Origin of the sequence: Pseudomonas sp. GM49 (assembly GCF_000282355.1) — a bacterium.
GTDB lineage: Bacteria > Pseudomonadota > Gammaproteobacteria > Pseudomonadales > Pseudomonadaceae > Aquipseudomonas.
In genome coordinates this window covers 1-20,599 of record NZ_AKJL01000012.1, presented here as the reverse complement: position 1 = coordinate 20,599, position 20,599 = coordinate 1, and the positions used below count along the sequence as shown (strand labels likewise).

General features: G+C 60.8%; 13 protein-coding genes and 1 other RNA gene. 8 read left to right on the top strand and 6 right to left on the bottom strand.

Annotated features, from left to right (window positions below):
- Nucleotides 1-142 precede the first annotated feature (142 nt).
- Nucleotides 143-1,603, bottom strand: a complete 1,461-nt coding sequence (gene dacB / locus PMI29_RS28180) for a D-alanyl-D-alanine carboxypeptidase/D-alanyl-D-alanine endopeptidase (protein WP_007993507.1) — start codon at nucleotides 1,601-1,603, stop codon at nucleotides 143-145.
- A 233-nt stretch (nucleotides 1,604-1,836) separates the two neighbouring features.
- Between dacB and PMI29_RS28185 the strand changes: the two genes are divergently transcribed.
- Nucleotides 1,837-2,181 carry a YggL family protein gene (locus tag PMI29_RS28185; RefSeq protein ID WP_007971486.1) on the top strand — a complete coding sequence of 115 codons (345 nt, stop codon included), beginning with the start codon at nucleotides 1,837-1,839 and terminating at the stop codon, nucleotides 2,179-2,181.
- Nucleotides 2,182-2,239: 58 nt separating this feature from the next.
- Here the strand turns inward: PMI29_RS28185 and PMI29_RS28190 are convergent, their stop codons facing one another.
- Nucleotides 2,240-3,430, bottom strand: coding sequence for a benzoate/H(+) symporter BenE family transporter (locus PMI29_RS28190; protein WP_007993506.1), 1,191 nt, complete (start codon nucleotides 3,428-3,430; stop codon nucleotides 2,240-2,242).
- A 356-nt stretch (nucleotides 3,431-3,786) separates the two neighbouring features.
- On the opposite strand from PMI29_RS28190, the gene PMI29_RS28195 reads away from it, so the two are divergent.
- Nucleotides 3,787-4,551: a GntR family transcriptional regulator gene (locus PMI29_RS28195; protein ID WP_007993504.1), complete on the top strand. Its 765-nt coding sequence runs from the start codon at nucleotides 3,787-3,789 to the stop codon at nucleotides 4,549-4,551.
- A gap of 160 nt (nucleotides 4,552-4,711) precedes the next feature.
- Here PMI29_RS28195 and guaD read toward each other — a convergent pair whose 3' ends face one another.
- The 4 genes from guaD to xdhA form a co-directional block, all read right to left on the bottom strand.
- Nucleotides 4,712-6,016: a guanine deaminase gene (gene guaD / locus PMI29_RS28200; RefSeq protein WP_007993502.1), complete on the bottom strand. Its 1,305-nt coding sequence runs from the start codon at nucleotides 6,014-6,016 to the stop codon at nucleotides 4,712-4,714.
- Between the two features lie 7 nt (nucleotides 6,017-6,023).
- Nucleotides 6,024-6,881, bottom strand: a complete 858-nt coding sequence (xdhC, locus tag PMI29_RS28205) for a xanthine dehydrogenase accessory protein XdhC (protein ID WP_007993501.1) — start codon at nucleotides 6,879-6,881, stop codon at nucleotides 6,024-6,026.
- 123 nt (nucleotides 6,882-7,004) lie between these two features.
- Nucleotides 7,005-9,404 (bottom strand): xanthine dehydrogenase molybdopterin binding subunit, encoded by a 2,400-nt coding sequence (xdhB, locus tag PMI29_RS28210; protein ID WP_007993500.1) that lies wholly within the window; start codon nucleotides 9,402-9,404, stop codon nucleotides 7,005-7,007.
- Nucleotides 9,397-10,851 (bottom strand): xanthine dehydrogenase small subunit, encoded by a 1,455-nt coding sequence (xdhA, locus tag PMI29_RS28215; protein ID WP_007993498.1) that lies wholly within the window; start codon nucleotides 10,849-10,851, stop codon nucleotides 9,397-9,399. Before xdhA ends, xdhB begins: the two co-directional genes overlap by 8 nt.
- A gap of 267 nt (nucleotides 10,852-11,118) precedes the next feature.
- Here xdhA and PMI29_RS28220 point away from each other — a divergent pair, with 267 nt between their 5' ends.
- From PMI29_RS28220 to ffs, 6 genes are all read left to right on the top strand, one after another.
- Entirely contained in the window at nucleotides 11,119-11,778 is a 660-nt protein-coding gene (locus PMI29_RS28220) for a GntR family transcriptional regulator (RefSeq protein WP_007993497.1), read from the top strand.
- Between the two features lie 2 nt (nucleotides 11,779-11,780).
- A complete protein-coding gene (gene smc, locus PMI29_RS28225; protein WP_007993495.1) occupies nucleotides 11,781-15,269 on the top strand; it encodes a chromosome segregation protein SMC in 3,489 nt (1,162 codons plus the stop codon).
- A gap of 258 nt (nucleotides 15,270-15,527) precedes the next feature.
- A complete protein-coding gene (gene zipA, locus PMI29_RS28230) occupies nucleotides 15,528-16,382 on the top strand; it encodes a cell division protein ZipA (RefSeq protein WP_007993494.1) in 855 nt (284 codons plus the stop codon).
- A 241-nt stretch (nucleotides 16,383-16,623) separates the two neighbouring features.
- On the top strand, nucleotides 16,624-18,981 hold the full coding sequence (gene ligA, locus PMI29_RS28235) for an NAD-dependent DNA ligase LigA (RefSeq protein WP_007993492.1): 2,358 nt from the start codon (nucleotides 16,624-16,626) through the stop codon (nucleotides 18,979-18,981).
- Between the two features lie 251 nt (nucleotides 18,982-19,232).
- Nucleotides 19,233-20,399: a zinc-binding metallopeptidase family protein gene (locus tag PMI29_RS28240; RefSeq protein WP_007993489.1), complete on the top strand. Its 1,167-nt coding sequence runs from the start codon at nucleotides 19,233-19,235 to the stop codon at nucleotides 20,397-20,399.
- 111 nt (nucleotides 20,400-20,510) lie between these two features.
- Nucleotides 20,511-20,599: signal recognition particle sRNA small type (gene ffs, locus PMI29_RS30710), an RNA gene on the top strand; the annotation flags it as partial.

Here is a 20,599-nt window from a genome sequence, read left to right as displayed (position 1 = left end):
TCCAAAATTAGTTGACCAGTTCAGCTTGCTCGCGATGGATCCGAGAGCGCCGAGTACATCCAGTATGTCCGCGTTATCGTTATCGACCATCGCGAGCAATCGAACGTCGACCGGCTGCTCCTACAAGGGGCAGAGCTGTGCTTTACAACACCGAAGCCGTCTGCGGCGCTTTCGGTTGGCGGTACAGGTCCAGCAGCACCTGGTCGAGCACCGAAGAGGCGCCGAACGGGGCCTTGTCGTTGAGGATCGCCACCACTGCCCAGGTGTTGCCGTTGACGTCGCGGCTGAAGCCGGCAATCGCCCGCACGGTGTTCAGGGTGCCGGTCTTGACGTGGGCTTCGCCGCGCATCGCCGTGGTCTTCAGGCGTTTGCGCATGGTGCCGTCGGTGCCGGCAATCGGCATCGAACTGATGTACTCGGCGGCATACGGGCTGTGCCATGCTGCTTCGAGCATCGAGGCCATTTCCCGGGCGCTGACGCGCTCGGAACGGGACAGGCCGGAGCCGTTCTCCATCACCAGATGCGGCGCGGTGATGCCCTTTTTCGCCAGCCACTGACGCACGACACGCTGGGCGGCCTTGGCGTCGTCACCATCGGCATCAGTGCGAAAGCGTTGGCCGAGGCTCAGGAACAACTGCTGGGCCATGGTGTTGTTACTGTATTTGTTGATGTCGCGGATGATTTCCGCCAGGTCCGGGGAGAATGCCCGGGCCAGGACCTTGGCGTCTTTCGGTGTTGGCGCCAGCACATCCTTGCCCTGAATGCTGCCACCCAGTTCCTTCCAGATCGCGCGAACGGCACCGGCGGTGTAGGTCGCGTGGTCGAGCAGTGACAGGTAGGTCTGCGAGCTGCAGCCTTCACCCAACTGACCGCCGACCGTCACGGTCACGCTGCCATCGGCCTGTGCCACCGGGTTGTAACGCACGCCACCGGTGCATTGTTTGGAATTGAGGGCTTTGACCTGGTTGTCGATACGGATGCTCGCAATCGGCGGCTCCACCGAGACCAGCACCTTGCCCGAGTCATTGCGCGCGACGAAGCGCAGCGCCTTGAGGTTGACCAGCAGTGAGTCGGGCTTGACCAGGAACGGCTTGTTATCGTCGTTGCCGTCGTCATTGAACTCCGGCAGTTGCGGTTGCACGAAGAAGGTTTTATCCAGCACCAGGTCGCCGGTGACCTGAGTGACACCGTTGGCGCGCAGGTCGCGCATCAACAGCCAGAGTTTTTCCATGTTCAGCTTCGGATCGCCGCCACCCTTGAGGTAGAGGTTGCCGTTGAGAATGCCGCCACTGAGGGTGCCGTCGGTGTAGAACTCGGTTTTCCACTGGTGGTTCGGGCCGAGCATTTCCAGCGCCGCGTAGGTGGTGACCAGTTTCATGGTCGACGCCGGGTTGACCGACACGTCGGCGTTGAACACCGTCGGGGTGCCGGGGCCGGTGAGCGGGATCATCACCAGCGACAGGGCGTTGTCCTGCAACTTGCTGGCTTTCAGGGCTTTTTCCACGTTGGGCGACAACGCAGTATTGATCGGGGCAGCGGAAACGGAGAGGGCCAGGGGAAGAAGAAAACCGGCCAACAGCAATGGACGCAAAGATTTGATCATCTGAAATAAAACCCTACAGTCGAGGGGAAAAAGACGAGGGCATGGAGATAAATTCCCTCAATGGTCATGAAAGTGTCGGCATTATGCCCCAAGGTGCTACGGCTTGTGCCGTGCGCTGGCCGTCTGATCAGCTATTTTTTTACCGACGGTAGGTGTCGTGGACCAGAGAGTCAGGCAATCGGCGGCTTAAACTGCTAAAGTGCCGCCCGTTATTACTTATGAGGATTGTTCCAATGGCGACTAACCGTTCCCAGCGTCTGCGCAAAAAACTGTGCGTCGATGAATTTCAAGAGCTGGGTTTCGAACTGAACCTGGATTTCAAAGAAGATTTGGCTGATGAAGCCATTGATGCTTTCCTCGATGCGTTCCTCAAAGAAGCCATGGAAGCCAACGGTCTGGGCTATGTTGGCGGCGACGACTACGGTCTGGTTTGCCTGCAGAAGCGTGGCTCGGTCAGCGCTGAACAGCGCGCTGCCGTTGAAGCCTGGCTCAAAGGCCGCACCGAGCTGACCAGCGTTGAAGTCAGCCCGCTGCTGGACGTCTGGTACCCGGAAAAGCCGATCAATCCGGTAGCTTGATGTTCTAAAAAAACGGCGACCCAAGGGTCGCCGTTTTTTTACGCCTGGTTTTTGTATTTCAGGTTTTGCGCCAGTTCAGAATCACCAGCGTCACCACCCCCGCGACAATCCCCCAGAACGCCGAACCGATGGAAAACAGCGTCAACCCCGATGCCGTGACCATGAAGGTGACCAGCGCCGCTTCACGTTCCTTCACTTCGCTCATGGCGATGCTCAAGCCGTTGATGATTGAGCCGAACAGCGCCAGCGCAGCAATCGACAGCACCAGTTCCTTGGGCAGCGCGGCAAACAATGCTGCGAGCGTTGCACCGAACACCCCGGCGATTCCGTAGAAAATTCCGCACCAGACCGCTGCGGTGTAGCGCTTGTTACGATCCTCGTGGGCATGCGGACCGGTGCAGATTGCCGCGCTGATCGCCGCCAGATTGATCCCGTGAGAGCCGAACGGTGCCAACAGCAAACTGGCGATTCCGGTGGTGGTGATCAGTGGTGAGGCAGGCACCGTGTAGCCATCGGCGCGCAATACGGCGATGCCAGGCATGTTTTGTGAGGTCATGGCGACGACAAACAACGGGATGCCGATGCTGATGGTCGCGGCCAGGGAGAAGTGCGGCGTGGTCCAGACCGGCGTCGCCACTTCCAGGTGAAAACCGCTGAAGTCCAGCAACCCCATGAACCCTGACAATGCCGTGCCGATCAGCAATGCAGCCAACACCGCATAGCGCGGCGACAGGCGCTTTACCACCAGATAACTGACAAACATCCCCAGTACCAGGGCGGTGCGGTGTTGCGCCGCGACGAAAATCTCGCTGCCGATCTTGAACAGGATCCCTGCCAGCAGGGCGGCGGCCAAGGATGCCGGGATTTTTTTCATCAGCCGTTCGAAGCTGCCGGTCAGCCCGCAAATCGTCACCAGCACCGCGCAGGTCATATAGGCACCAATGGCTTCGCCGTAGCTCACGCCGCCCAGGCTGGTGATCAGCAGCGCGGCGCCGGGGGTCGACCAGGCAATGGTGATCGGCGTGCGGTAGCGCAGGGACAGGCCAATGGAGCACACCGCCATGCCGATGGAAATCGCCCAGATCCACGAAGAAATCTGCCCGCTGCTCAGGCCCGCCGCTTGCCCGGCCTGGAACATCAGCACCAGGGAACTGGTGTAGCCGGTCATCATGGCGATGAACCCGGCGACGATGGCCGAGGGCGAGGTGTCGGCCAAAGGGCGCAGCTGCGCGTGCGTGGCGTCGTTCATGACGGTGGTGTTCCTTATACAAATGAAGATGTCCGCAGCAACGCTGAACCCTGTGGGAGCGAGCTTGCTCGCGATGGAGGCAGGTCAGTCGCCATTCATGTTGAATGTGAAATAGCAATCGCGAGCAAACTCGCTCCCACAGGGATCGCGTTACAAAGGCGGATTCTGCGAACAAGCCTAAACTCAAAAGTAACCAGGCGTTGCGATACAGCCGAGGCAACATTCAGCCGTACAGTCGTGTTGCCACCCTCCATTGTGTACAATCGCGGTGTTTTTTACGCGATACTTGCCAGCGACCCACTGTGCCGTATTACAGTCACCGTCAATTCGCCGCAGTTCTTCCGACTCGAGTGCCCATGAACGAACAGTTGCAACCCCTAAAGAAACAACCGCGAGCAGGCAAAGCCGGCCGCAGCGGTACTCAGGACGATATTGTCTACGCGCATATCTTCGAGGCCATCCTCGAACAGCGTCTGGCGCCCGGCACCAAATTGAGCGAAGAAGCGCTGGGGGAAATTTTCGGGGTCAGCCGCACCATCATTCGCCGCGCCTTGTCGCGCCTGGCCCATGAAGGCGTGGTGTTGCTGCGTCCGAATCGCGGCGCCGTGGTCGCCAGCCCGAGCGTCGAAGAGGCGCGCCAGGTGTTCATGGCCCGGCGTCTGGTCGAGCGCGCGATCACCGAATTGGCGGTGCAGCACGCCACCGCCGAGCAGATCGCCGAATTGCGCCAGATGGTCAACGACGAGCGCGACAGCTTTTCCCGTGGCGACCGGGGTGCCGGCATCCGCCTGTCGGGCGAGTTCCACCTGAAACTGGCCGAAGCGGCGAAGAACGCCCCGTTGATCAGCTTCCAGCGCAGCCTGGTGTCGCAGACCTCGCTGATCATCGCCCAGTACGAAAGCGGCAACCGTTCACATTGCTCCTACGACGAGCACACCCAGTTGATCGACGCCATCGAAAAACGCGACGCTGAACTGGCGGTCGACCTGATGATGCATCACATGGATCACATCGACAGCAAGCTCAACCTCGACGAGGAAAGTGCTTCGGATGATCTGCATGCGGTGTTCTCGCATTTGCTGCAGACCAAGAAGCCAGGGCGTTCGACCGCCAAGCTCTGACTGTAGGAGCGAGCTTGCTCGCGATGGGCTTGAGGACGCCGTGGGGTGTCAGGCTTCCCTCATAATCGTTCACGACCATCGCGAGCAAGCTCGCTCCTACAGGGAACAAAAAATCCCCCGGGCTGTAAAGCAGCGGGGGATTTTTTATGCCCGGAATTTCTTAGCGCTGATGCACCAGATTCCCCGCCGCATAAGTCTGCAGCACCGTCCGGTCATCCCCCAGAGTCATCAACACAAACAACGTCTCGGCGATGTTGTTGGCCTGCTTCAGGCGATAGCCCAGCAGCGGCGTGGCGTTGTAGTCCAGCACGAGGAAGTCGGCGTCGCTGCCCGGTTGCAGGTTGCCGATCCTGTCTTCCAGGCGCAGTGCGCGGGCGCCGCCGAGGGTGGCCAGGTACAGCGACTTGAACGGACTCAGGCGTGCACCTTGCAGCTGCATGACCTTGTAGGCTTCGTTAAGGGTTTGCAGCAGCGAGAAACTGGTGCCACCGCCGACATCGGTGCCGATGCCGACATTGAGTTTGTGCTTCTCGGCCATTGGCAGGTTGAACAGACCGCTGCCGAGGAAGAAGTTCGAGGTCGGGCAGAACGAGATGGCCGAACCGGTTTCAGCCAGTCGCGCGCACTCGTCATCGCACAGGTGCACACCGTGGGCGAACACCGAGCGCTCGCCGAGCAATTGGTAGTGGTCGTAGACGTCCAGGTAACCCTTGCGCTCGGGGAACAACGCCTTGACCCACTCGATCTCCTTGAGGTTTTCGCTGATGTGGGTCTGCATGTACAGATCCGGGTATTCGCTCAGCAACTGGCCAGCCAGGGTTAGCTGTTCCGGGGTGCTGGTCGGTGCGAAGCGCGGGGTGACGGCGTAGTGCAGGCGACCCTTGCCGTGCCAGCGCTCGATCAGCGCCTTGCTTTCCACGTAGCTGGATTCGGCGGTGTCGGTCAGGTAGTCCGGGGCGTTGCGGTCCATCATCACCTTGCCGGCGATCATCCGCAGGTCGAGCTGCTCGGCGGCTTCGAAGAACGAGTTCACCGATTGCGGATGCACGCTGCCGAATACCAGCGCAGTGGTGGTGCCGTTGCGCAGCAGTTCCTTGATGAAAATGTCCGCGACTTCGTCAGCGTGGGCCTTGTCGGCGAACTGGCTTTCGCACGGGAAGGTGTAGGTGTTGAGCCAGTCCAGCAGTTGCTCGCCGTAGGCGCCGACCATGCCGGTTTGCGGCAAATGGATGTGGGTGTCGATGAAGCCGGGGGTGATCAGTGCGTCTTGGTAGTGGGTGATTTCGATATCCGCTGGCAGGGTCGGCAGCAATTCGCTGGCGTGGCCCAGGGCGCTGATCTGGCCGTTATCCACAACCAGCAAGCCGTCTTCGAAATACTCGTAGGAGGCTTCGATACCGACTTCGGCTGGGTCGGCGATGCTGTGCAGGATGGCGGCGCGGTAAGCTTTGCGAGTCAAAGGCATGAGATTCTCAATTCGAGGCTTTCAAGTTTGCGGTTTGGCTGCGGCGTGACGCAGGCAGCAGTTTGGCAATCGATCCGGCGCTGGCGGTGTGCTGGCCGAAGTTCGCGTTATAGGTGGCGATGATCTCGCCGGCGATGGAGATGGCGATTTCCACAGGCAGCTTGCCTTTGACTTCGCCGATGCCCATCGGGCAGCGCATGCGTTGCACGACGCTGTTGTCGAAACCGCGGTCGCGCAGGCGATGTTCGAACTTCACCCGTTTGGTCTTCGAACCGATCAGGCCGAAGTAGGCGAAGTCGTTGCGCTTGAGAATCGCGGCGGTGAGTTCGAGGTCGAGCTGGTGGTTGTGGGTCATGACGATGCAGTAGCTCCCGGCAGGGAGATCATCGACTTCATCCACCGGTTCTTCGCTGACGATCTTGCGCACGCCATGGGGGATCTGTTCGGGAAATTCCGCATCCCGCGAGTCGATCCAGCGCACCCGGCAAGGCAGGCTGGCCAGCAACGGCACCAGCGCCCGGCCGACGTGGCCGGCACCAAAGACGGCGATCTGCGCCTGTACCTGGCCCATCGGTTCGAACAGCAAAACCGTGGCGCCACCGCAGCACTGGCCCAGGCTGGCACCGAGGCTGAAGCGCTCCAGATGGGTGTCCTGCTTGCCGCTGGCGAGCATCTCGCGGGCGATCTGCATGGCCTTGTATTCCAGGTGCCCGCCCCCGATGGTGTCGAAGGCCTGGTTCGCGCTGATGACCATCTTCGAGCCGGCATTGCGCGGCGTCGAGCCGAGCTCTTCGATGATGGTTATCAGCACGCAGGGCTCACCCCGGTTTTGCAGGTCGGCGAGGGCGTCGATCCAGTTGTACATGTTCACCTCGACATCGTTGTTGTCTGTTCGGGCCTCTTCGCGGGCAAGCCCGCTCCCACATTGGGGCGGTGTAAACAAATCCCCTGTGGGAGCGAGCTTGCTCGCGATAGCCGCACCTCGGTCTTAAAGCGAAGCCAACTCGGTTTCAGCCTCGACAGCCTTCGCCGCCTTCAACTGGCGCATCTGCTCACAGCCCCACAACACCCGCTCCGGAGTCGCCGGTGCGTCGATTTTCGGTTGATGCCTGTAATCGCCCAGGCTCGCCACCGCGTCCTTGATTGCACACCACGAGGCGATGCCAAGCATGAACGGCGGCTCGCCCACGGCCTTGGAATGGAACACCGTGTCTTCCGGGTTCTTGCGGTTTTCCACCAGCTTCACCCGCAGGTCCAGCGGCATGTCCGCCACGGCCGGGATCTTGTAGCTGGCCGGGCCGTTGGTCATCAGCTTGCCGTTGTTGTTCCACACCAGCTCTTCCATGGTCAGCCAGCCCATGCCCTGGATGAAACCGCCCTCGACCTGGCCGATGTCGATGGCCGGGTTCAGCGAGGCGCCGACGTCGTGGAGGATGTCGGTGCGCAGCATCTTGTATTCGCCGGTCAGGGTGTCGACCAGTACTTCGCAGCACGCAGCGCCAAAGGCGAAGTAGTAGAACGGCCGGCCACGGGCCTGGCTTCGGTCGTAGTAGATTTTCGGGGTCTTGTAGAACCCGGTGCTCGACAGCGACACCTGGGCGAAGTACGCCTGCTGGATCAGCGCTTCGAAGGTCAGGATGTGATCACGAACCCGCACATGGCCGTTGTGGAAAACCACGTCTTCTTCGCTGACCTTGTATTGGCGGGCAGCGAATTCCACCAGGCGTTTCTTGATGGTTTCCGCCGCGTTCTGCGCGGCCTTGCCGTTCAGGTCGGCACCACTGGAGGCAGCGGTCGGCGAGGTGTTCGGTACTTTGTCGGTGTTGGTCGCGGTGATCTGCACGCGATCCATTTCCACCTGGAACACTTCGGCCACGACCTGCGCGACCTTGGTGTTCAGGCCCTGGCCCATTTCGGTGCCGCCGTGGTTGAGGTGGATGCTGCCGTCGGTGTAGACATGCACCAAGGCGCCTGCCTGGTTGAGGAAGCTGGCGGTGAAGGAAATGCCGAATTTCACCGGGGTCAGCGCCAAACCTTTTTTCAGGATCGGGCTGTTGGCGTTATAACGACGGATCGCTTCGCGGCGCTCATGGTACTGGCTGCTTTCTTCCAGTTCGGCGGTCATTTCCTCGAGCATGTTGTGCTCGACGGTCTGGTAGTAGTGGGTAACGTTGCGCTCGGTCTTGCCGTAGTAGTTGGCCTTGCGCACTGCCAGCGGATCAAGGGCCAGGTGACGGGCGATGGCGTCCATCACTTCTTCGATGGCGACCATGCCTTGCGGGCCGCCGAAACCACGGTAGGCGGTGTTCGACGCGGTGTTGGTCTTGCAGCGATGACCGTTGATGGTCGCATCGCCCAGGTAATACGAGTTGTCCGAGTGGAACATCGCGCGGTCGACGATCGATGCCGACAGGTCAGGCGAACAACCGCAGTTGCCGGCCAGTTCCAGGTTGATGCCGTGCAGGCGACCGGTGCTGTCGAAGCCGACGTCGTACTCGACATAGAACGGGTGACGCTTGCCGGTCATCAGCATGTCTTCGACCCGTGGCAGACGCATCTTGGTCGGCTGGCCGGTGAGGTGCGCGATCACCGCGCACAGGCACGCCGGGCTCGCCGCCTGGGTTTCCTTGCCGCCGAAACCACCACCCATGCGACGCATGTCGACGACGATCTTGTTCATCGACACGTCCAGCACTTCGGCCACCAGTTTCTGCACTTCGGTGGGGTTTTGCGTGGAGCAGTAGACGATCATGCCGCCGTCTTCGGTCGGCATCACCGAAGAGATCTGGGTTTCCAGGTAGAAGTGTTCCTGGCCGCCGATGTGCAGCGTGCCCTGGATGCGGTGCTCGGCGGTGGCCAGCGCCGTGGCCGAATCGCCACGTTGGTGGGTGTGGCTGTCGAGTACGAAGTGGCGCTTGCGCAGGGCTTCGACCACATCCAGCACTGGCTCGAGATCTTCGTATTCGATGATCGCGGCCATTGCCGCCTTGCGTGCGGTTTCCAGGTCTTTCGCCGCAACGGCGACCACCGGTTGACCGACGAATTGCACGGTGTCGATGGCCAGCAGTGGATCGCCCGGCAGCAACGGGCCGATGTCTTTCAGGCCTGGCACGTCTTCGTGGGTGATGGCGATGCGCACGCCTTCGAAGGCGTAGCAGGGCGCGGTGTCGATGCTGATGATCCGGGCGTGGGCACGGTCCGACATGCGCGCATAAACGTGCAACTGGTTTGGAAACTCCAGGCGATCGTCGATGTACTGCGCTTCACCGGCCACATGCTTGGCGGCGCTGTCGTGCTTGACGCTGCGACCGACACCGGTGGTCAGGTCCCTGGCGAACAGTTCAGCCAATTCGGCTTGGGTCTTCTCTACGGCGTGATGATTAGACATAAGCGGTCACCCGAGTCTCGATGTGCGGTGTTTGCAGTTCGATGAAGTATTTGCGCAGCAGGTTCTGCGCGCTGAGCAGGCGATATTCCTTGCTGGCGCGGAAGTCCGAGAGCGGTGTGAAGTCTTCGCCCAGGGCCGCGCAGGCGCGTTCAACGGTGGCGTTATTGAATGGCGAGCCAAGCAACGCGGCTTCGCAGGCTGCAGCACGTTTCGGGATGGCCGCCATGCCGCCGAAGGCGACGCGGGCTTCAGCGACCACGCCGTTTTCCAGGCGAATGTTGAAGGCGGCGCACACCGCAGAAATGTCATCGTCGAGGCGCTTGGAGACTTTGTAGGCGCGGAACAGTTTTTCGACGCTGGCGCGCGGCACGATGATCTTTTCGATGAACTCGCTTTCCTGACGCGCAGTGACGCGGTAATCGATGAAGTAATCTTCCAGCGCCAGAGTGCGGCGGGTTTCGCCTTTGCACAGCACGATTTGCGCGCCGAGGGCGATCAGCAGGGGCGGCGAGTCACCAATCGGCGAAGCGTTGCCGATGTTGCCGCCCAGGGTGCCCTGGTTGCGGATCTGCAAGGACGCGAAGCGGTGCAGCAATTCACCGAAGTCCGGGTACTCGGCGTTCAAGGCCTCGTAGCAATCGGAAAGGGCTGTGGCGGCGCCGATTTCCAGACGATCGTCAAAACGTTCGATGCGTTTCATCTCGGCGACGTTGCCGACGTAGATCATCACCGGCAGGGTGCGGTGGAATTGCGTGACTTCCAGCGCCAGGTCGGTACCACCGGCCAGCAGGCGGGCCTGTGGATAAGCGTCGTAGAGGTCGGCCAGGTCGGCCACGGTCAGCGGCACCAGGCAGCGTTTGTCGCCGCTGTTGAGTTCGCCGATATCGGTCGGGGCAATGGCTTTCAGGCGCGCGATGGTGTCGGCCTCGCGGGCGTCGAACTGGTCCGGTTGCTTGGCGCAGCAGGACTGCTCGGCGGCTTCCAGGATCGGCCGATAGCCGGTGCAGCGGCAGAGATTGCCGGCCAGTGCTTCGTGGGCCTTGGCATGATCCGGTGCATCGCTGTTCTTTTGCAGGGCAAACAGCGACATCACGAAGCCGGGAGTGCAGAAGCCGCATTGCGAGCCGTGGCACTCGACCATGGCTTTCTGCACGCTGTGCAGTTCACCTTTGTGCTTGAGGTCTTCGACGCTGATCAGTTGTTTGCCGTGCAGGGACGACACGAACGTCAGGCACGAGTTGAGGCTGCGATAGCGAATATGTTCGCGACCGTCATCATCCGTTTGCAACTCGCCGACCACCACGGTGCAGGCGCCGCAGTCACCGCTGGCGCAGCCTTCTTTGGTGCCGGGTTTGCCCACATGGTCGCGCAGATAATTGAGCACGGTCAGGTTCGGGTCCAGGGCGTGCTCGCTACGGAGTTCCTGGTTTAGTAAAAACTGGATCACGGAAGGCCTCGCAGACTCATTATTGTTGTTAACCGATAGGAACCGAATTTAGCAGGTCTGACTTTTCGGTCAATGATTTTCTGACTTAAAGGTCAGGAAATTGCAAATTGTCGATTAACCACCTGTTCCTTAATTATTGTCGTTGGTTCGATAGCCTGCTTTTTTGCTTGAATCGTGCCAAAAACCACCGGGCGGGCACTCCGCTCTGACGCAGCAATTGCGCTACACTGCGCCGCTTGTACAGATCGAAGAGTTTGAAGGACAACCATGACGTTCAAGGCGCCGGACAGCCTCGCCGAGCAAATCGCTCAACACCTCGCCGAACGCATCATTCGCGGCGAAATGAAGCCCGGGGAGCGCATCCAGGAACAGAAGGTCACGCTGGCCCTCAATGTCAGCCGCGGTTCGGTTCGCGAGGCCTTGCTGATCCTCGAGCGTCGGCACCTGATCGCGATCCTGCCGCGCCGTGGCGCCCACGTCACCGAGCTCACTGCGCACAAGGTGCAGAGCCTGTGCACGCTGATGAGCGAGCTCTATATTCTGCTCGGTAACTCGGTGGCCAGTGGCTGGAAAACCCAGGCTGACATGGCGCCGTTCGTGCAGATCCAGCAACGCCTGACTGCCAGCTACGAGCGGCAGGACATCCGCACTTTCGTCGACGACAGCTTCAATGTGATGCGTGCCGCGTACCCGTTCGCCAACAACCCGTACTTGCAGGAAACCGTCGAGAATCTGCAGCCGGCCATGAGTCGTGCCTATTTCCTCGCTCTGGACCAGCGCAAAGCGTCGATGAGCGAATTCCTCGAGCTGTTCGAACGCTTGCTTGCTGCCGTGCTGGCCCGAGACTTTCCGCAGATTCGCGAAGTGCTGACGGCTTACGCCCAGCGCAGTTGCGATCTGGTGGTTTCTGCCCTGACGGACGCCTGAGCGTGCGGCTCAAGTGCATCAAGCTGGCGGGGTTCAAGTCCTTCGTCGACCCGACTACGGTGAACTTCCCCAGTAACATGGCGGCGGTGGTCGGACCCAATGGCTGCGGCAAATCGAACATCATCGACGCCGTACGCTGGGTGATGGGCGAGAGTTCGGCGAAGAACCTGCGCGGCGAGTCGATGACCGACGTCATCTTCAACGGCTCCACCAGCCGCAAGCCGGTGAGCCAGGCGAGCATCGAACTGGTGTTCGATAACTCCGACGGCACATTGCTAGGTGAATACGCCGCCTACGCGGAAATCTCCATTCGCCGCAAAGTGACCCGCGACAGCCAGACCACCTATTACCTCAACGGCACCAAATGCCGGCGTCGTGACATCACCGACATCTTCCTCGGCACCGGCCTTGGCCCGCGCAGCTACTCGATCATCGAGCAGGGGATGATCTCCAAACTGATCGAGTCCAAGCCCGAAGACCTGCGCAACTTCATCGAAGAAGCGGCAGGCATCTCCAAGTACAAGGAGCGCCGGCGCGAGACGGAAAACCGCATTCGTCGCACCCACGAAAACCTCGAGCGTCTGACTGACCTGCGCGAAGAGCTTGAGCGCCAGCTCGAACGCTTGCACCGTCAGGCCGAGGCCGCCAGGAAGTATCAGGAATTCAAGGGCGAGGAGCGTCAGCTCAAGGCCCAGTTGTCGGCCCTGCGCTGGCAGGCGCTGAATGATCAGGTCGGCCAGCGTGAAGCGATCATCGGCAACCAGGAAGTTTCTTTCGAAGCCCTGGTGGCCGAACAGCGCAATGCCGACGCGAGCATCGAGCGCCTGCGTGACGGGCACCACGACCTGTCGGAGCGCTTCAATCTGGTGCAGGGGCGCTTCTACTCGGTCGGCGGCGACATTGCCCGGGTCGAGCAGAGCATCCAGCACGGCCAGCAGCGTTTGCGCCAGTTGCAGGATGACCTGAAAGAGGCCGAGCGAGCACGCCTGGAAACCGAATCGCACCTGGGCCACGACCGCACGCTGCTGCTGACCCTCGGCGAAGAGCTGGACATGCTTACCCCGGAGCAGGAAGTCACCAGCGCCGCCGCCGAAGAGGCCGCTGCCGCGCTGGAAGAATCCGAAACCACCATGCATGGCTGGCAGGAGCAGTGGGATACGTTCAACCTCACCGCCGCCGAGCCGCGCCGTCAGGCCGAAGTGCAGCAATCGCGGATCCAGCAGCTGGAAACCAGCCTGGAGCGCCTGGCCGATCGCCAGAAGCGTCTTGGCGAAGAGCGCGCCTTGCTCTCGGCGGACCCGGAAGACGCGGCGATCATGGAGCTCAGCGAGCAACTCGCCGAGTCCGAGGCGACCCTCGAAGATTTGCAGACCAGTGAAGAGGCTCAGGTCGAAAAGCTCGAGCAACTGCGCCAGCAATTACAGCAAACGCTGACGGCGCAACAACAGGCCCAGGGCGATTTGCAGCGGCTCAACGGTCGACTGGCTTCGCTCGAAGCCTTGCAGCAAGCCGCGCTCGATCCGGGCACCGGCACCGCCGAATGGCTGCGCGAACAGAATCTCGCTGATCGCCCTCGCTTGGCCGAAGGCCTCAAGGTTGAGGCCGGTTGGGAGCTGGCGGTGGAAACCGTGCTCGGTGCCGACCTGCAAGCGGTGCTGGTGGATGATTTCAACGATTTCGATCTGTCGGGCTTTGCCCAGGGCGATTTGCGTTTGCTCAGCCCGGCCACCGATGGCCTCCGAGTACCGGGCAGCTTGCTGGACATGGTCGAGGCGCAGATCGATCTGTCGCCTTGGCTGGGGCAAGTCAAACCGGTCGATAGCCTTGAACAGGCCTTGGCCTTGCGCGGGCAATTGGCGGCCGGGCAGAGCCTGATCAGTCGTGACGGTTACTGGGTCGGTCGGCATTTTCTGCGCGTGCGTCGGGCCAGTGAAGCGGAAAGCGGCGTGCTCGCCCGGGGTCAGGAAATCCAGCAACTGGGCCTTGAGCGTGAAGAGCGCGAAGCCGCTGTTGAAACCCTGGAAACCCAACTGCAAAATCTCAGGGCGCAGCAGCGTCAGCAGGAAAACGGTCGCGAACATTTGCGCCGTTTGCTGCAGGACGAAGCCCGCCAGCAAGGTGAACTGAAAGCTCAATTGTCCGCCGGCAAAGCCAAGGCCGAGCAATTGACCCTGCGCCGCACCCGTCTCGACGAAGAGCTCACCGAGCTGGACGAACAGCGGGCACTGGAGCACGAACACATCGGTGAAGCGCGCCTGCAATTGCAGGAAGCCCTCGACAGCATGGCGCTGGACACCGAGCAGCGTGAGTTACTGCTGGCACAGCGCGACAGTTTGCGCGAGCGCCTGGACCGGGTGCGTCAGGAAGCGCGGCAACACAAGGATCATGCCCATCAGTTGGCGGTGCGTCTGGGCTCGCTCAAGGCACAGCACGATTCCACGCGCCAGGCGCTCGAACGTCTGGAGATGCAGTCCGAACGCCTGACCGAAAAGCGTGAACAACTGAGCCTCAACCTGGAGGAGGGCGAAGCGCCACTGGAAGAGCTGCGCCTGAAACTCGAAGAACTGCTCGACAAGCGCATGACCGTCGACGAAGAACTCAAGACCGCGCAGATCGCCCTCGAAGACGCCGACCGCGAACTGCGCGACGCCGAGAAGCGCCGCAGCCAGGCCGAACAACAATCCCAGTTGATTCGCAGCCAGCTCGAAACCCAGCGCATGGAATGGCAAGCCCTGACCGTGCGCCGCAAGACCTTGCAGGATCAGTTGCTGGAAGACGGCTACGATCTCCACGGCGTACTCGCGACGTTGACCGCCGAGGCCAGCGAGAAGGAAGCCGAGGAAGAGCTCGAGCGCATCGCCGCGAGGATTCAGCGCCTGGGCGCGATCAACCTGGCGGCCATCGATGAGTACCAGCAACAATCGGAGCGTAAACGTTATCTGGATGCGCAGAACGACGATCTGGTGGAAGCATTGGAGACACTGGAAAACGTCATCCGCAAGATCGACAAGGAAACCCGTAACCGTTTCAAGGATACCTTTGATCAGATCAATGGCGGTTTGCAGGCGCTTTTCCCAAAAGTTTTCGGTGGAGGCCGCGCTTATTTGGAACTGACGGGCGAAGATTTACTCGATACAGGGGTAACAATCATGGCGCAGCCGCCAGGAAAGAAGAACAGCACCATCCATTTGCTCTCCGGTGGCGAAAAGGCCCTGACCGCATTGGCCCTGGTTTTTGCGATCTTCAAGTTGAATCCGGCGCCGTTCTGCATGCTCGATGAGGTTGACGCGCCACTGGATGACGCTAACGTTGGACGCTACGCGCGGTTGGTAAAAGAGATGTCGCAGACAGTGCAGTTCATCTATATCACCCACAACAAGATCGCCATGGAAATGGCCGAACAACTGATGGGTGTGACGATGCACGAACCCGGCTGTTCACGTCTGGTGGCCGTGGATGTCGAGGAGGCGATGGCGATGGTGGACGCCTGAGTCGTGGTTGCAGGAAGGGGTGTTTATGGGTTGTAGGACTCTTTTGCTGGCTTCGACTTGCTGGCCAATCGACATATTCGCACTAGCCAAGGTGGTAGACGGTGTAAAGTTGCCTTTGGTCGTGCTAGTTTAATGTCAATTTTTCGTATACGTGGGCAAAACGCCTGTCAGAACATAGAGTTGGCGCCACGTTTTAAAGCGGTTTGCAGGTTGTAAACCCCTTATTTTTCAGCATTTTTCATAGAGGCACGGGATTACATGGAAATCGGTCTGCGCGAGTGGCTGATCGTCATCGGCATTATTGTCATTGCCGGTATTCTTTTCGATGGCTGGCGCCGTATGCGCGGCGGCAAGGGAAAACTGAAATTCCGTCTTGACCGAAGTCTGTCCAATCTGCCGGACGAGGACAGCAGCGCCGAGCTGCTGGGCCCGCCGCGCGTGCTGGACACGCATAAAGAGCCGCAACTGGACGAGCAGGATCTGCCGTCGGTGAGCATGCCGGCCCGCGAACCTCGCGAGTCGGGTTCCAAGCGCGGCAAGCGGAGTCACGGCGAGCCTTCCCAGGGTGACATGAACCTCAGCCTGGATCTGGACGGCGGCCCGAGCTTCAGCAGTCGCGACGACGATTTCCCGAATGACACCAAGTCTTCGCCATCGGTCAGCGAAAAAGATCAGCCGCAAGCTGAAGAAGTGCTGGTGATCAGCGTGATCTGTCGCGACGCTGCCGGCTTCAAGGGCCCGGCGCTGTTGCAGAACATTCTGGAAAGCGGCCTGCGTTTCGGCGAGATGGATATCTTCCACCGTCACGAAAGCATGGCGGGTAACGGGGAGGTGTTGTTCTCCATGGCCAACGCCGTCAAGCCAGGTGTATTCGACCTGGACGACATCGACCACTTCAGCACTCCGGCGGTGAGCTTCTTCCTGGGTCTGCCAGGCCCTCGCCATCCGAAGCAAGCCTTCGACGTCATGGTGGCAGCGGCGCGCAAATTGTCTCAGGAGCTCAACGGCGAACTGAAGGACGACCAGCGCAGCGTACTGACCGCCCAGACGATCGAGCACTACCGTCAGCGCATCGTCGAATTCGAACGCCGCGCCCTGACCCAGAAACGTTGATCTAATGGCTGGGCAGGCTTCTGTGGCGAGGGGGCTTGTCGGGTCGCTGCACCGCCCCGTTGGGCTGCGAAGCAGCCCCATTCCGCGACACCGAATTCGCCGGCATTGCGACGGCTTCGCCGCCGAACGGGGCGGTGCGGCGATCCGACAAGCCCCCTCGCCACAAATGCAGCTCCTTGCCGGGCCAAAATATGAAAATTGAGCAGCCTCGGCTGCTCTTTTGCTTTACGAGAGAACACCCATGACCGCCGCCAAGAACCGTATTTTAGAGCTGCGCGCTGAACTCGATCAGCACAACTATCGTTATCACGTGCTGGACGAACCGAGCATTCCGGACGCCGAATACGACCGCTTGTTCAACGAGCTCAAGGCCCTTGAGGCGGCCAATCCCGAATTGATCACCAGCGATTCGCCGACCCAGCGAGTGGGCAGTGCGGCGCTGTCGGCGTTTACCCAGGTGCGTCACGAAGTGCCGATGCTCAGCCTCGGCAACGCCTTCGAAGAATCCGACATGCGCGAGTTCGACCGCCGGGTGACCGAAGGCCTGGACCTGCCGGCCGGCGACCTGTTTGGTGGCGGTGCAACAGTCGAATACAGCTGTGAACCCAAGCTCGATGGCCTGGCGGTCAGCCTGCTGTATCAGGATGGCGTACTGGTGCGCGGCGCCACGCGCGGCGACGGCACGACTGGCGAAGACATCAGCGTCAACGTGCGCACCGTACGCAATATTCCGCTCAAGCTGCACGGCACTGGCTGGCCGGCGACCCTGGAGGTTCGCGGCGAAGTGTTCATGTCCAAGGCCGGTTTCGAGCGGCTCAACGCCACGCAACTGGAAGTCGGCGGCAAGACCTTCGCCAACCCGCGCAACGCCGCGGCAGGCAGTTTGCGGCAGCTGGATTCGAAGATCACCGCCAATCGTCCGCTGGAGTTCTGCTGCTACGGCATCGGCCAGGTGTCGGCGGACATTGCCGATACGCACATCGGCAATTTGCAGCAGCTCAAAGCCTGGGGCATGCCGATCAGTCATGAGCTGAAACTGGCGCACGGTATCGCCGAGTGCCTGGATTACTACCGCGACATCGGTGAGCGGCGTAACGCGCTGCCGTATGAAATCGACGGCGTGGTGTTCAAGGTCAACAGCATCGCCTCCCAGCGCGAACTGGGTTTTCGCGCCCGTGAGCCGCGTTGGGCCATCGCCCACAAATTCCCGGCGATGGAAGAACTCACCGAACTGCTCGATGTGGAATTCCAGGTCGGCCGCACCGGGGCGGTGACGCCGGTGGCGCGCCTGAAACCTGTCAAGGTCGCGGGTGTCACGGTGGCCAACGCCACGCTGCACAACATGGATGAAGTGGCGCGCCTGGGCTTGATGATCGGCGACACGGTAATCATCCGCCGCGCCGGTGACGTGATTCCGCAAGTGGTGCAAGTGGTGATGGAACGCCGCCCTGACAATGCGCGAGCGGTGCAGATCCCGGAACAGTGTCCGGTGTGCGGCTCCCATGTCGAGCGCACGCAACTGATCAAGCGCAGCAAGGGTCGTGAGACGGTCAGCGAGGGTGCGGTGTACCGCTGCGTCGGCCGCCTGGCCTGTGGCGCGCAACTCAAGCAGGCAATCATTCACTTCGTTTCCCGTCGCGCCATGGACATCGAAGGCCTGGGGGAGAAAAGCGTCGAGCAGCTGGTCGACGAAGGCCTGGTGAGTTCGCCGGCCGATCTGTACGCCCTGACGTTCGAGCAGATCGTCGATCTGGAAGGCTTTGCCGAACTGTCGAGCAAGAACCTGCTCGGTGCCATCGAAGACAGCAAGAAACCGGGCCTGGCGCGGTTCATCTACGCCCTCGGGATTCCCGATGTCGGCGAGGAGACCGCCAAGGTTCTGGCCCGCTCCCTGGGTTCGCTGGAACGGGTGCAACAGGCCTTGCCACAGGTGCTGACGTACTTGCCGGATGTTGGCCTGGAAGTCGCGTACGAGATCCACAGCTTCTTTGAAGACGCACATAACCAGCAGGTGATTGCTGATTTGCTCAGGCATGGCATGCAGATTCAGGATCAGGGCGAGTTGGGTGCCGGGTTTTCGGCGAGCACCACGCTCGGCGGTTTCCTCGACAAGCTGCATATTCCATCGGTCGGTCCGGGCGGGGCGCAGAAACTGGCGGACAAATTCGGCTCGCTGCAGGCGGTGATCGGCGCTGACTGGCTCGATATGCGCCAGGCGCTGCCGGAGAAGCAAGCCAATTCGGTGCGCGAGTTCTTCGCGGTCGAGGCCAATCGCCAACTGGCCGAAGCGGCCGAGAAGCAACTGGCCGATTTCGGCATGCACTGGCAGAGCGAGAAGAAGGTCGTCGAAGGCTTGCCGCTGGCCGGGCAGACCTGGGTGCTGACCGGCTCGCTGGAGCTGATGAGTCGCGATATCGCCAAGGAAAAACTCGAAAGCCTGGGGGCCAAGGTCGCTGGCTCCGTGTCAGCCAAGACCCATTGCGTGGTGGCCGGGCCGGGCGCGGGCTCCAAGTTGACCAAGGCCAATGAGCTGGGCCTGAAGGTGCTGGATGAAGAGGCGTTTGTCGGTTTCCTGAAGGATCACAACATCCCGATCTAGCACGAAGCCTGTGGCGAGGGGGCTTGTCGGGTCGCCGCACCGCCCCGTTGGGCTGCGAAGCGGCCCCCATCTTTTTCCAGCAGCACCTGGTTCACTGGTTTTGCGACGGCTTCGCCGCCGAACGGGGCGGTACGGCGATCCGACAAGCCCCCTCGCCACAAAAAGCGGTTTATCACCAAGGTATGTTGAGGTTGGGAACGATCACGTCACGGTAATGATCTAGTCTCTGCAAGCCCCCGGGAGAGATCGCCATGTACCGTTTCTTCGAGCAGCTCAGTTCGCGCATTGCCGCACCGTTCAAGGGCGAAAGTTCGCGCAACAGCAAGGTCTGGTCCTGTCGTTGCGGGCAGTCGCTGTTCTTTCGCAACAGCCAGTGCCTGGCGTGTTCGGCAGCCCTTGGATATCAGCCTGAGCAAAGCCGCTTGTCTTCGCTGCAACCGGGCGAGCGCCCCGACACCTGGTTGCTCGACGCCGATCCGGAGGCGGGTGCGTTCCGCCGCTGCGCCAATCTCGATTCACCTGCAGCGTGTAATTGGCTGCTCCCGGTCAGTCATCACGAAACCTTGTGCATGGCTTGTAGCTTGAGTCGCACGATTCCCGACCTGTCGATAACGGACAATCACGAACGCTGGCGTAAGGTGGAAACCGCCAAACGTCGCTTGGTGGCGCAACTGGTCAGCCTTGGATTGCCCGTCATCCCGAAACGCGTGGATGAAGAAGCCGGCCTTGCGTTCGATTTCATCGGCGTCGACCTTGAGGGCAAGCTGCCGACCACCGGCCACGCCAATGGCCTGATCACCCTCGACATCAAGGAGGCAGACGATGCCCATCGCGAGCAGGTGCGAGTGCAAATGCGCGAGCCCTATCGCACGCTGCTCGGGCATTTCCGTCACGAGGTCGGACATTACTATTGGGACCGATTGATCGCCAACAGCCATTGGCTTGAGCCGTTTCGTGGATTGTTTGGCGATGAGCGCGCCAGCTATGCCGATGCCCTCGAGCGACATTATGAGCAGGGCGCACCGCTCGGCTGGCAGCAGCACTACGTCAGCGCCTACGCGGCCATGCACCCATGGGAAGACTGGGCGGAAACCTGGGCGCATTACCTGCACATGATGGATGCGGTGGACACCGCGTTGGGCTTTGGCATGAGTGCCCGGGAATGGGACTTCGACTATCAGCCGTTTGCGCTGGATACCCTCTACGATCCACTGCATCCCGGCGGCGCGGCTTTTCTGTCGTTCGTCAATGCGTGGATCGAGCTGGCGGGTATGCTCAATGAACTGTCACGCAGCATGGGGCAGCCGGATTTCTATCCGTTCGTCCTGCCGCCGGCGGTGATTGCCCGGCTGCACTTTATTCACCTGGTGATTCAGCAGGAGGGCGGCAGGGCGGACGAGGTGCTTCAGGTGCAATAGCAAGTGCTTGAACCCCTTCATATTTTTTATCCGAAACCAACGGTTGTAACTTCGCCTCAGATAGGTACAATGGCGCGGCTCGCCGACAGGTGAGCGTCGTTATGGTGACCCCATCGGTCCCCCCGCAACGATCAGCCGTGAACCCGGTCAGGCCTGGAAGGGAGCAGCCGCAGCGGTGACATTGTGTGCCGGGGTGTGGC

Bases quoted from the DNA above. Each gene is read 5' to 3' on its own strand.
- dacB (WP_007993507.1), bottom strand. From the start codon at position 1,603: ATGATCAAATCTTTGCGTCCATTGCTGTTGGCCGGTTTTCTTCTTCCC.
- PMI29_RS28185 (WP_007971486.1), top strand. From the start codon at position 1,837: ATGGCGACTAACCGTTCCCAGCGTCTGCGCAAAAAACTGTGCGTCGAT.
- PMI29_RS28190 (WP_007993506.1), bottom strand. From the start codon at position 3,430: ATGAACGACGCCACGCACGCGCAGCTGCGCCCTTTGGCCGACACCTCG.
- PMI29_RS28195 (WP_007993504.1), top strand. From the start codon at position 3,787: ATGAACGAACAGTTGCAACCCCTAAAGAAACAACCGCGAGCAGGCAAA.
- guaD (WP_007993502.1), bottom strand. From the start codon at position 6,016: ATGCCTTTGACTCGCAAAGCTTACCGCGCCGCCATCCTGCACAGCATC.
- xdhC (WP_007993501.1), bottom strand. From the start codon at position 6,881: ATGTACAACTGGATCGACGCCCTCGCCGACCTGCAAAACCGGGGTGAG.
- xdhB (WP_007993500.1), bottom strand. From the start codon at position 9,404: ATGTCTAATCATCACGCCGTAGAGAAGACCCAAGCCGAATTGGCTGAA.
- PMI29_RS28220 (WP_007993497.1), top strand. From the start codon at position 11,119: ATGACGTTCAAGGCGCCGGACAGCCTCGCCGAGCAAATCGCTCAACAC.
- zipA (WP_007993494.1), top strand. From the start codon at position 15,528: ATGGAAATCGGTCTGCGCGAGTGGCTGATCGTCATCGGCATTATTGTC.
- ligA (WP_007993492.1), top strand. From the start codon at position 16,624: ATGACCGCCGCCAAGAACCGTATTTTAGAGCTGCGCGCTGAACTCGAT.
- PMI29_RS28240 (WP_007993489.1), top strand. From the start codon at position 19,233: ATGTACCGTTTCTTCGAGCAGCTCAGTTCGCGCATTGCCGCACCGTTC.